This window comes from Aquibacillus kalidii, from assembly GCF_014280935.1.
Taxonomy (GTDB): domain Bacteria; phylum Bacillota; class Bacilli; order Bacillales; family Amphibacillaceae; genus Aquibacillus_D; species Aquibacillus_D kalidii.
This window is the reverse complement of sequence record NZ_JACLZI010000039.1, coordinates 1-12,251: the sequence shown is the minus strand read 5'-3', so window position 1 is coordinate 12,251 and position 12,251 is coordinate 1. Positions and strand designations below refer to the sequence as shown.

9 protein-coding genes are annotated in these 12,251 nt (G+C 37.3%); 8 read left to right on the top strand and 1 reads right to left on the bottom strand.

The genetic code is table 11. From position 1 onward, the window contains the following. The first annotated feature begins 24 nt into the window (after positions 1–24). From H7K77_RS11125 to H7K77_RS11090, 8 genes are all read left to right on the top strand, one after another. The gene (locus H7K77_RS11125; RefSeq protein ID WP_186577920.1) at positions 25–1,059 is read left to right on the top strand and encodes a methionine ABC transporter ATP-binding protein; all 1,035 of its coding nucleotides are present in this window, start codon (positions 25–27) and stop codon (positions 1,057–1,059) included. Further along, a complete protein-coding gene (locus tag H7K77_RS11120; protein WP_186577919.1) occupies positions 1,049–1,711 on the top strand; it encodes a methionine ABC transporter permease in 663 nt (220 codons plus the stop codon). The genes H7K77_RS11125 and H7K77_RS11120 overlap by 11 nt, the downstream gene beginning before the upstream one ends. A 69-nt stretch (positions 1,712–1,780) precedes the next feature. After that, positions 1,781–2,593 carry a MetQ/NlpA family ABC transporter substrate-binding protein gene (locus H7K77_RS11115; RefSeq protein ID WP_186577918.1) on the top strand — a complete coding sequence of 271 codons (813 nt, stop codon included), beginning with the start codon at positions 1,781–1,783 and terminating at the stop codon, positions 2,591–2,593. A 147-nt stretch (positions 2,594–2,740) separates the two neighbouring features. Next, a complete protein-coding gene (locus H7K77_RS11110; RefSeq protein ID WP_186577917.1) occupies positions 2,741–2,851 on the top strand; it encodes a YjcZ family sporulation protein in 111 nt (36 codons plus the stop codon). A 156-nt stretch (positions 2,852–3,007) separates the two neighbouring features. Next, on the top strand, positions 3,008–4,018 hold the full coding sequence (locus tag H7K77_RS11105; RefSeq protein ID WP_186577916.1) for a Wadjet anti-phage system protein JetD domain-containing protein: 1,011 nt from the start codon (positions 3,008–3,010) through the stop codon (positions 4,016–4,018). Further along, positions 4,006–5,520, top strand: a complete 1,515-nt coding sequence (locus tag H7K77_RS11100) for a replicative DNA helicase (RefSeq protein ID WP_186577915.1) — start codon at positions 4,006–4,008, stop codon at positions 5,518–5,520. The genes H7K77_RS11105 and H7K77_RS11100 overlap by 13 nt, the downstream gene beginning before the upstream one ends. Further along, positions 5,507–6,247, top strand: a complete 741-nt coding sequence (locus H7K77_RS11095; RefSeq protein ID WP_186577914.1) for a DUF6063 family protein — start codon at positions 5,507–5,509, stop codon at positions 6,245–6,247. The genes H7K77_RS11100 and H7K77_RS11095 overlap by 14 nt, the downstream gene beginning before the upstream one ends. Continuing rightward, the gene (locus H7K77_RS11090) at positions 6,234–10,649 is read left to right on the top strand and encodes a coiled-coil domain-containing protein (protein ID WP_186577913.1); all 4,416 of its coding nucleotides are present in this window, start codon (positions 6,234–6,236) and stop codon (positions 10,647–10,649) included. Before H7K77_RS11095 ends, H7K77_RS11090 begins: the two co-directional genes overlap by 14 nt. A gap of 460 nt (positions 10,650–11,109) precedes the next feature. Here the strand turns inward: H7K77_RS11090 and H7K77_RS11085 are convergent. Next, a partial coding sequence (locus H7K77_RS11085; protein WP_186577711.1) for an IS256 family transposase occupies positions 11,110–12,251 on the bottom strand: 1,142 nt, incomplete at its 5' end.

Sequence of the window (12,251 nt, the reverse complement as noted above, 5' to 3'; positions counted from 1 at the left end):
GAGAACAAAGGAGTAGAGAGAGTTATGTTAATACTTGAAGGAATTCGAAAGGTTTATGGTGAGGGTGGAGACAACCCTGTTGAAGCTTTGAAGGATATAAACCTTGAGGTCAAAAAAGGGGAAATATTTGGTGTAGTCGGCTACAGTGGAGCTGGTAAGAGCTCCTTGATTCGTTGCGTTAACTTATTAGAGAAGCCTACGTCTGGTAAAGTGAAAGTAAATGGAACAGACTTAACTAAATTGTCACCTAAGAAGTTAAGAGCAGAACGGAAAAAAATAGGGATGATTTTTCAGCAATTTAATTTGTTGCATTCAAAAACAGCATTTGGAAATGTTGCCATGCCACTTATTATAGAGGGGTATGCAAAAGAGGATATCGACAAGAAGGTAAGGAAGCTTCTTTCTTTTGTCGGACTAGAAGATAAAGCAGATCACTATCCGGAACAATTGTCTGGTGGGCAAAAACAACGAATTGGTATCGCTAGAGCGCTCGCAACAGATCCACATGTATTACTGTGTGATGAGGCTACATCTGCACTAGATCCAGATACAACGAACGCCGTCTTAGAGCTATTAAAACAGGTTCGTGATGAGTTAGGTATTACAATTCTATTAATCACGCATGAGATGAATGTGATTAGAGATATTTGTGATCGAGTAGCGGTACTAGATGGTGGTGTGATTGTCGAACAGGATTCTACGATTAATCTGTTCACAGAGCCAAAAACAGCCATTGCGAGAAGCTTTGTTCGAACCGTGCTAAATGATGCGTTACCGGAAGCGACATTGAAAAAAGTGTTAGAAAAAGGTGAATCTAATTCAGTGTACAGGATTCTCTACAAGGGAGAATCTGCCAATGATCCATTACTTTCCGATGTTGCTAAGAAGTTTAAGATAGACATTAATGTCATCTATGGAACGATTACGGAAATACAAGGGCAGCCGTTTGGGAATATAATTGTAGAATTGAACGGGGATCCACAAGAAATTAATAACGTTGTTGACTATATTAAAGGAAGACAGGTAACGATTAAGGAGGTTAAGTCAGATGCAGTTTGATTGGTCATGGTTTTGGCCTGAATTATTTGGGGCACTAAACGATACAATGTACATGATTATTGTCGCTTTCCTTATTTCGATACTAATTGGTATCCCACTCGGAATTATTCTAGTGATCACGAGAGAGAATGGCATCTTAGAAAATAAAGCAGTATTTAATATATTGAATATTGTTGTGAATGTGCTACGTTCGATTCCATTTATTATTTTAATTGTAGCTATCATTCCGGTCACAAGGCTAATTGTTGGTACATCTATCGGTACAACGGCCGCAATTGTTCCATTAGTGTTTTACACAGCGCCGTACATTGGAAGATTGGTAGAAAACTCGTTATTAGAAGTAGATCCGGGAACGATTGAATTAGCGGAGGCAATGGGCGCGACCCCTTGGCAAATCATCTGGAAATTTTTATTGCCAGAGGCGTTAGGTTCTTTAATTCTATCGTTGACGATTGCGATCATTGGCCTAATTGGTGCAACTGCGATGGCTGGTGCTGTAGGTGGTGGCGGTATTGGTGATCTAGCTATCTCGTATGGGTATAACCAATTCCAAACAGAAGTAATGGTTATTACGGTCATTATCCTGGTGATCATGGTTCAATTCATTCAATCACTTGGAAACTATTTATCAAAAAAAATCAGAAGATCTTAATAAGTTAGGTTATGGATGATCTAAATCATCTTACTATATAAAAAAACACTACAAGAAGGAGCGCAAAAGATGAAGAAACTTTTATTTACGCTAGCAGCACTATTACTATTTATTATTACAGGTTGTGGATCAGATAACGAAACCGTTAAAGTTGGTACAACAACAGCAGAAACACCTACATGGGAGCTAGTGAAGGAATTAGCGGCCGAAGAAGGTATTGAAATTGAAATTATCCAATTCAGTGATTATGTTCAACCAAACATTGCTTTAGACAATGGTGAGATTGATTTGAACGCTTTCCAAACAATTAGTTACTTTGAGTCATTTATTGAAGAACGTGACTTGAACTTATCTGCGATTGGGACAACACCAATTTGGCCGATGGGTATTTATTCAGACAAAGTAGGAGAGTTAAGTGAAATAGAAGACGGTGCACAAATCATCGTTCCGAAAGAACCAACAAACCTAGGTAGAGCATTAATGCTCCTACAAAAAGCAGGGTTAATTACGCTTGAAGAAGGCTTTGCAGGTGATGGTGGTGTTGAAGCAATTACTGAAAATCCAAAGAACTTGGAAATTGTTCCTGTAACAGCAGGTCAAACAGCACGTGGTTTACAGGACGCAACAGCAGCACTTATTAACTCTGACGTTGCCATTGCGGCAGGCTTAAACCCAACGGCTGACCCCGTATTCCGTGAAGACGATCAAAACGTACCATATATTAACATCATTGCGGCACACACAGATCGTAAGGACGAAGAAGCATTTCAAAAGATTGTAGAAATCTATCATTCAGATGAAGTAACAAGCTTTATCGAAAAAGAGTACGAAGGAGCAGCTGTTCCAGTTATCCGACCGATTGAAGAGGTACTAGGAGAATAATTAGAAGGGGCCCAATTGGGTCCTTTTTTCTTATGTGAAAAAATAAATATGAAGTAGAAATTTCCATCCACCTATGACATTCGCCCTTACAAATTTGCCCGTTTTTCATAGTGTATTACTATAGCAATTTAAAAGGAGGCTAAATTAATGGGTGCAGAATTCGGTTATAACAATGGTTTTGCGTTGATCGTTGTATTGTTTATTCTTTTAATAATTATCGGTGCTTCTTATGTAGGTGTTGGGTACGGCGCATATTAATTTAGAAAAAAAGGGTGTGGAGGAAGTAAACAGATACTTCCTCCACACCCTTTGCTTATATTAGCAAAAATTATCCCAATCTTTTTACTGATATAATCGATCTGATCTAGTACAATGAACGTATAATCTTTGTAAGATATTAGGAGTGTGTGTCGATTGGATCGGATTAAGAGGCACCTAGCAGCATTTAAGAAAAAAACAATTACTATAACAGAATTGGAGAAATTAATCGTACTGAATACATACGAGGATTTCGCGGAGGTAGTTCTTCAACTAGAAAGTGCGGGTACTCTAGTAATGGTGAAGTCAAAAGGGCGGACAACTAGAGTACCATCATTGGCTTTTCAATATCGGATTAACAAAAATGATTTATCTCAAAACCTACATAAGCAAATACAAAATTATCGAATAACGTTACATCCATTGATTAATTTGGATTACTATTATAGTCAAGCCCCGACAGTTTGGGAGCATGATTTGATTTACTTGGAAAAAATAGATCGTTATCTAAGAACAGAAGGCCTTCCGACGGTGCAGGTTCCCGCACCAGAACGAAGCTTTGAAATAGTGGGGAACGAAAAATGGATAACGGAACTTGGTGGGAAGGAATTGTTAGATAGAGTTGGACTTTTTGATAAGCTCGCCATTATTCCTGTATCAGAACCATTAATGTTCGCAGTTAATCCATCAAACATAAGGGAAGTGACACAATATCATTTAATTGTGGAAAACAAAACTACTTACCAAGGATTACTTCCTGTACTTCATGCTACTAATTTTTCCACATTGATATATGGAAGTGGGAAAACAGTAATTGGAAGTATAGATCAGTTTTCGATGCAGTTCCCTGTACAGGCAGATCATAATTTCTACTATTTTGGGGACTTGGATAAAGAGGGGATTTCTATTTGGTATTCGCTACATCAGAAACAGCAAGCATTACTAGCATTACCCTTCTACCAAGCATGTTTGCAGAAGGAAGCGGTAAAAGGGAAGGAATATCAAAGAGAAAGGAAAGAAGCGTTAGATTCCTTTATTGCCTTTTTTAAATCATCTGATCAAAAACTAATTAGCAATCTACTGGAAAACGGAAACTATTATCCGCAGGAAATTCTGAAAACGAAAGAGCTGCAAAGGATCTGGAGGGAGTCGGATTGGACAAGTTAGATCTTCAAGATATTACGAGTGGTTACCGCGAACGCATACGCAGACTGGCTTTATTTGATCCATTGTTTGATTTAGACAGAAAACGAGAGTTTGATCATAATAAGATGCCAATTGATATGAAAGGTCTAGGACTGTTAACCTTATTATTTTTCTTTGAACAAAAACTCATGCGTCACTATAAAACAGGAATTAAAGAGTTGGGATTTTTTCTTCAACAGCTAACAGAGAGTCAATATAGGTTAGAAGTAGGGGAGTATGAAAGAATAGCTAGGACAATTATTCAAACGTTTCGTCCAACAACGGGTAAAAAACGTAGTTATTCTTTTTATAACTGGGAGTCTGCCAGTGAAGAGCAGATTGATTATTCCATTTTAAAAGCAAATGACTTTGATATGAAAACAAGTACACAGTTTTATACGTTAGATGAAGATGGGTTAGAGCTAGTATTTGCTACGAAAGAATTTTATAGTGAATTTCAATTATCTATTAATCAACTGATTCTCCGTAAGCAACTAGATAAGGGTGAGTTTAAAGGTGCCCTAAGACAGATTAACGAAATGCACATTGATGTGGAAAATTTACAAGAGCGAATGACCCGATTGAAGCATGAAATTCAACGCAGTATTGTATCGGAGGAGACGTTCGAACGATACAAGCAGTTGTTAGAGGATATTTATGGACGGTTAACAAGAGAAGATGAAGAGTTTAAAGAACTTCGTTTGTTTGTGAAAGAAACGAGGGAACGCCTATATTCGAAGGATGTTCATAAAAAAGAAGTGAAAACCTATCAATTAATTATTCAGATTACGAGCGAATTAGAGTCGGTGCATTATGAACATTCAAGACTATTAGAACAGACACTATCATTGAAAAATACTGCATTAATTACGGCACAAGAATCTCTTTATTATACAGGAATCCAAGCTTTTAATTTTGATCAGGACTTAGTATCGAAAATTGTCTCGACTCCACTTCCTGTTGAGTCGATGAAGGGGGTACTACATCCCTTTTTAAAAGTGGAAGAAAACCAAGTATGGTCCCCGTTAGCACTCTTTGCTGAACAGAATATTTTGGAAGAAAGAGAGAATAGTAGTCAGCAGACGTTCTATGAAGTAGATGACGAGGAAAAGGACAATCCGCATCGAAAAGCTTTAATAGAAACATACAAAGTGTTGATGAGCTATTATTTGGAAGCCGTTGAAGTTGTCCAAGCGAGTACTTTATCAACGTTTATGGATTACTTGGATAAGGTGGACCAATCAGCACTCTATGAAAATCGTTTCTTTTACGACTTTTGGATGATTCTTCACCAGCGCTCCCCGATTATTAAAGGCGAAGTGGATGAGGAAGAAGGAAAAACGTTATTAGGAGAAGCATTAAATCTGCTTGGTAATCAAACCTTAACGGTTAAAGAGGGCAAAGGAATTATTAATCGAGTCAATCGTTTTTCGATTCAAGAGATGGAGATCGATTTGGAGGATGAAGTAGATGAATTATCCTGAAGATAAAGTGATGAAAGCATTTCAAATTTATACAAAACTTGCTCGGGACGGAATGGCGGATCTAGAGACGGTCCAAGCTTATCGAGCAGATGAATCAATTCGGGGTTTGTTAGAAGCATTTGGGCGTGAGGTGGATTGCGTTATTGTGACAACTAGTGAGCAGATGTTTTTAGTTCCGGAAACAAGACTTTCTCCATTCCATGTAAGTAATGATTGGATTAAGCGAAATTATCTCAAGTCGGGTGCAACCAATGGGGATATTTACTTATTATATTTTTCAAGTATCATTCTTTTCGGTGTATTTTATGACACGTATCATAGCCAAGAGCCTACCCGACAATTTATTCGTATAGATGAGTGGGTAACCTCTATTCAAGAGCGCATTGATCAACTAAAATCGCATGATCCTGAGGAGTTAAAGGAGTATGAGAAAGAGTTTTCCTATAACTGGGGGTTGATTATGGAGAAATGGGACGACATGGATGATATTAAGGAAACAGCAAAGAAACAGTCTGGTAATACAATTAGTCGACTAAGCTTCATCGATACAGTCAAGAAATTTTTACATGATCAAGAATTAATAAAAGAAATTGGTAATAGTGAGATTACGATTACTGAGAAGGCCAAAACCATTGTTCAGCGATTCTTCATGGAGATTGAGTATAACAAAGGCATATTTGAATTCATATATGGTTATGAAAGGGCGGAGGATCATGCCATCGATTAGTAAAATTAGATTAACAAACGTTGTCTATGAGGAAGGGAATAAACGTTACAATGATGAAGTATTTTTGTTCGATGGTCATAATGGAGCAATTCTTTTGGAAAACGGAGGAGGGAAAACAGTCCTAATTCAAACAGCCTTACAAGCTGTTCTTCCGCATGTAGAATTAGCTGACCGAAAAATTAAGAATACGCTACAGCTGGAAAACGCACCTGCCCACATTGCCATTGAGTGGATTGATCATGATAAACCGAGGCGTTATGTGGTGACTGCTGTAACGTTATTTTTAACAAAGCATGGCCTAGATTCGTTGCGTTATGTCTATGAATATGATGCCAATGATCCAAACGGAATAGAAGGCATTCCATTTGTAAGAGATGGGAGAGAAGGAAAGCGGCCGGCAGAGCGAGGGGAAATGCAAGATTATTATAGTTTAATGAAAGAGCGATCGTCTATTTTTGCTCATACCTTTCAAACGATAAAAGAATTTAAAGCCTTTATTGAAAAACAGTATCATATTATTGCTAGTGAATGGGATAGTATAGTCAAAATCAATAGTACAGAAGGTGGAGTAGAAGCCTTTTTTGATGATTGTAAAAGTACGAATCAACTATTTGACCGTTTGTTAATTCCTACTGTTGAAGATTCTATTGTTGGTCACGACTACGTAATGTTTGCGGATATGTTCGAGAAACAGCATGCCAGCTTTAAAAATTATAAGAAATTAAAAGAGACGATTGAGGAAAATAAGAAAATTCAACAGAAGCTAGATGAGTATGTGTTAACATTTGAACAACTTCATAACAAAGAACAGGCCTATCTGAAAACAAAGCAACAAGTGAAAGGTGTTTGGACGCTAATAGGTGAGCAAAAAAGAAAAACAACAAGTGAGCAAATAGATGCAGTTGAGATGATGACCAAATGGGAAGTGGATAATAACCTTTATACAATTAAAGCAGATTCGTATGATATTTTGGTTGAAAAAGATAAGTTAGATCAGTTAACGAAAGACTACCAACAAGCACAAGCCCATCTGGCAGATAAAGAAGAGTCTTGGAATAATCATAAAACAGAGTATTATTCCTTGAAATTAGCTGGATTAAAACTGGATAAGAAACAACAGGAAGAACAGTTAACACATGTGGAGACACAACTGGCCTTGTTCGAAAAAACTGATGATTTGTTGGATTATCAAGCACAACTACAGGAAGCTAGTCAAGCGTTACTAGGCTTTTACTTAGACAAGATCGAGAAAATTAACAAGGAAAAACAAGGAGTCAGCTATCAACTTAACCCACTTCTCGAACAAAGTGGACAAGCACAAACAAACAAGGAAAAATTATTGAAAGAAATCAAGGAAGTAGAGAAGCTCCTTTCAGGAATACAGGCAACAATTGATGGAAGAACGAGTGATATGGATAGGATTAAACAGCAGATTCTCGCTAATCCAGAGCAAGAGAAAGTATCAGAGGAACTACCAAAGTGGCAAGAACGTTCCCAGTTTTTAGATGAGGAAATTATCCGATTAGAACAGCAAATTAGACTTTTAAGTAAGCAAGAAGAAGAATCAGAACAACAGAGGGATGCTTATATAAAAGAGCAGACTTCTATAGAGATGCAAAGAAATACTGTGTCCTTTCAACTGGATCAAATGAATGAGCGACAAACTGCGTTGGTTGAGCTATTAGCAGGGCTACGTCCTCAGTGGGCAAATTTAGATGATGTCTATACCTCACAACAAACAATCGAAACAAGGTTGACTGAACAAATTGAAAAACTTAGAAGGGAAAGGAATAACCTATTAAGTCAAGAACGATTAGCTTACCGTTTTGTTGATGATTATCAAGGTCAGGAAGTTTTCTTTGCAGATGCGTTTTTAGAAGAACAGTTGACTGCATGGAAGAACCAGTTTGATTACCTGATAACTGGTGTTGAGTACATGCAGACACTTGAAGAAGCAGAACAATTAAAACTACAAAACTTTTCATTATGGCCAATAACGCTAATTACAACAAATAAATCGAAACAGCAGCTTTTAGACAAACTGAATCATAATGCTAATCGGCTTCAATATCCAATCACCGTTTTAACAACGGAAGAGGCACTTGCTATGAATGAAAGCAAGCATCAGGCATGGGTTGCACCAAAACATTGGGGAGACAATGTAGAGGTGGATCGCTTTAATGAGTGGAAGCAACAAATGAAACAGGATGCCCTACAAATAACCAAAAAGCGAGAGATCAAAGAGCAAGAGTCTACTAGCTTTGAGGATGCAAGGAAAGCATTGTATAAATTTATTGAGGATTATCCGTATGAGCGTTATGTAAAGGTTACGACAGAACTGTCAGAATGGACTAACAAGCTAGAAGAAATAATAGATAAAGTTGGACAGGAAAGAGAGCGGAATAAAAAGATTCGCTCTGAAAAAGACTCTAATCGAGTCAAGATCAAAAATTTCACAAATGAAATGCAAGGTTTAGATACGAAAATAACAAGTGGATTACAGTATCAAGGTTATGAGAAAGAGGTCTCGGCAAGTAAGGGAAAACAAGAAGATGCGTTGCTAAGGCATCAAAAGTTAGAAAGCGAACACACAAAACGAATCCGAGAAATACAAGGGTTGGAAGAACAAATAAGTGAATGCAAAGAGCGGATCAATGAGTTGGATGTCCAATTAGGTACAGTTAATCAAGATGATGATTATCAGTCTGTCCAGATGTTAACACCAGTGTTTTCTAATAAAAGTAAGACCGTTATTAAGACGGAGATTGTAGAATTGAACCGTAAGATTGATAGGATTACAGTTACACAAGGTGAATGGCTTGCTAAGCAAAAAGCAGCCAAGGATGCTATAGACCGGTTAAATAAGCAAGTAGAAGAAATTTGGCATCAGCATGGTAATTTGCAGGACAATATGGATTTTCCTAGTGACGGAGAACATTTGCTCCAAAAAATTTGGGATAAGATGGAGTCCATTCAAGCCGAACTATCTGGACTTAATGATGCTACAAAACAGGCACTATCCGCAAAAGAAAATCAAAAAGGAACATGGCAAACAAAGGTAAAGCAATTTCGTTCTAGGTTTGGAGAGCAAGCGATCATCCAGTTTGGAGATTCTACAGACGTGGTAGCTGAAAAATTGAAACTAGAAAGTAATAGATTGGAAGAAAGAAAAACATTTATTGATCAACAAATGGCGAGAATACAAAAGGAGCTTGCTAATATTGAAGCAGCGGAACGTGAATTGGAGCTTCACATCGAAAGTCATCACTTTAATGCACCAGATGTTCAGGAAATTCCTTTAACAGCGGAGCAGGCCATTGACTTTCATTATCAAAGAAAAAAATATGCCAAATCTTTAGTTGAAGATATGAAGCAAGCAAGGCAGTCTGTCGAGCATGAACAGAAACAGGTAGGGAAATCGAGAAATAAGGTTCGTGATTTTTGTCGGAATGAAATCTCGGATATTAAACTTCAACAAATGGCAATCACTGGGGTAGAAAGTAAGCAAACCTACTATGATTTAGTTGAATTTAAGAAGAACATGTTCTCTAGAATAGACCGGATAACCAACTATGCCAATGAGCATATAAGGAAAAGTGATGAGGATTTACAATTATTCATTAACCAAATCCATACGCATCTAAAAATGGTTGTGGAAGAGTTAAAACAAATCCCGAATAAGACTAGGGTCAAGGTAAGCGATGATTGGAAACAAGTCTTTACTTTTTCTATCCCTGAGTGGGAAGAAGAGGTTGGTAAATCTCGAATTAGAGATCATGTGGAATGGATATTAAAGCAACTGGAATCAGAGCGGTTTATAAATGAGCAAGGAATACAAGATGAATCAAAAGTTAGAAAAGAAATAGAAATGTGGCTCCAATCCAAACAATTACTGCAAGTCGTCATGAATAATGAGGTTATGAAGGTAAGCTGTCGAAAGGTTACGAACGATAATAAAGTAACATCTAGATCATTTTCTTGGGAACAAAGTAACGTTTGGTCAGGAGGGGAGAAGTGGAGTAAGAATATGACACTTTTCTTAGGGATCTTGAACTATGTGGCTGAGAAAAAACAGCACCTCCAAACAAATATGAAACGCCATCGAGCTGTTATCCTAGATAATCCGTTCGGTAAAGCGTCTAGTGATCACGTACTAAGTCCAGTATTCTTCGTGGCAGAACAGTTAGGGTTCCAAATTATCGCACTAACGGCGCATGCGGAAGGAAAGTTTTTGCAAGACTATTTCCCTGTAATCTATAGCTGTCGTTTAAGAGCAACTGCAGATAGGACTAAAAAGGTGATGACAAAAGAGAAGTGGTTACATCACGCTTACTTTCAGGATCATGAACCAGTAACGATGGACAGACTTGGGGAAGTGGAACAGATGAATCTATTTGAATAAGACTAATTGATGGGAACGAAAAGAAATAATAGTCTAGTTTAGATAGTGCTTGCCGGTGCTTATAATTATATAAATATCGGCATTTTTTATGTCAATTTAAAAGAACAGATCTATCTAGTAAAATATTATTCATATCAATCGAAAGTGGAAGGGTGAAAAAATAGGTAAGGATAATAAAAACTATAAAGGGTTTGAAAAGCGATCTATTGGATTTATTGTGAAGAATAAACTTTGCAATAGTTAAATGTTTTAATTGGAGTGAATCCGATTAGAGGATATTCTACCATTAAAAGTTACTTCTTTTGAAATTCACTGAAAAAAGATGAAAGACGGAGTGAGAATTTAATTTATTAGGAAATATCAATTTTATTAAACAAATAAATGAGTTTTATTTATAAAAGTGACATATATTTTTACATTTTCCCTCCTTTGAGGGCTTGTCAAGAAAAGTGTGTAAGTTTTAAATATATTTTAAAACCCTACTCTCCAATTTATCATGGATGAGTAGTTGATTCATGACCATGGACCAGTTTTGAATGTGGCCACCGTTCCACTTTTTCTCCAGTTCTTTTGTACGTAAAAATAAGACTTTCAGTAGAGCGTTCTCGTTGGGGAATGCTCCTTTTTTTGTGACTTTTCTGAAGCTGGAATGGATGCTTTCTACGGCGTTAGTGGTGTACATAATCTTACGAATGGCACTACCATAATCATAGAGCTGCTCGACATGGTGAAAGTTCCTTATCCACACATCAATGGCACCTGGATAAGCAGACCACTGCTGTTTAAAGGCTTCAAATGCACTTTGGCATGCTTTTAAACTTTGAGCTCCATAGACTTTCTTCAAAGAAGCTGTAAATGCTTTATAATCTTTGCTTGGGACATATTTAATAGCGTTTCGAATTAAATGAACGATGCATCTTTGAACGGTAACGTCAGGAAATATGGCACGGGCTCCTTCTTCTAAGCCACTTACGCCATCCATAGAAATAAAGAAAATATCTTCAATCCCTCTAGCTTTTAACTCATCAAATATCTGCATCCATTTATGCTTACTTTCTGTTTCATTCAGCCACAGACCTAGAATATCCTTCTTTCCATCTATCGTATAACCTAAAATGGTGTAGACTGCATATTTCTTTGTCTCATATTGATTCCTAATCGTTGTGTACATACAGTCGACAAATAGGAAAGCGTAGCAGTTGCTTAATGGGCGTGTCTGCCACTCTTCCAGTTCAGGTAGAACTGCATCTGTAATATCTGAAATCATTTCATGGGATACAGAAAAACCATAAATGTCCTCAACGGTGGCGGAAATATCTCGCTGCGACATTCCCCTCGCATACATAGAAATGACCTTATTCTCCATTTCCGAAACATCTTTTTGACGTTTTGGTATTAAATACGGTTCAAACGACCCATCACGATCTCTAGGAACGGATATTTCCACTTCTCCAGCTGTTGTTTTCACCGACTTTTTCCCGTATCCATTTCGTCTATTTGACGTTTCTTTTTCTCCTTTATCATTGGATTCATACCCCAAGTGATGGTTCATTTCACCTTTTAACATCGCTTCAAACATCGGGCCGAATATATCTTTTAAAG

What these genes read in the sequence shown, in the direction of transcription:
- H7K77_RS11125 (WP_186577920.1), top strand. Translation starts at nt 25, where the DNA reads ATGTTAATACTTGAAGGAATTCGAAAGGTTTATGGTGAGGGTGGAGAC.
- H7K77_RS11120 (WP_186577919.1), top strand. Translation starts at nt 1,049, where the DNA reads ATGCAGTTTGATTGGTCATGGTTTTGGCCTGAATTATTTGGGGCACTA.
- H7K77_RS11115 (WP_186577918.1), top strand. Translation starts at nt 1,781, where the DNA reads ATGAAGAAACTTTTATTTACGCTAGCAGCACTATTACTATTTATTATT.
- H7K77_RS11110 (WP_186577917.1), top strand. Translation starts at nt 2,741, where the DNA reads ATGGGTGCAGAATTCGGTTATAACAATGGTTTTGCGTTGATCGTTGTA.
- H7K77_RS11095 (WP_186577914.1), top strand. Translation starts at nt 5,507, where the DNA reads ATGAATTATCCTGAAGATAAAGTGATGAAAGCATTTCAAATTTATACA.
- H7K77_RS11090 (WP_186577913.1), top strand. Translation starts at nt 6,234, where the DNA reads ATGCCATCGATTAGTAAAATTAGATTAACAAACGTTGTCTATGAGGAA.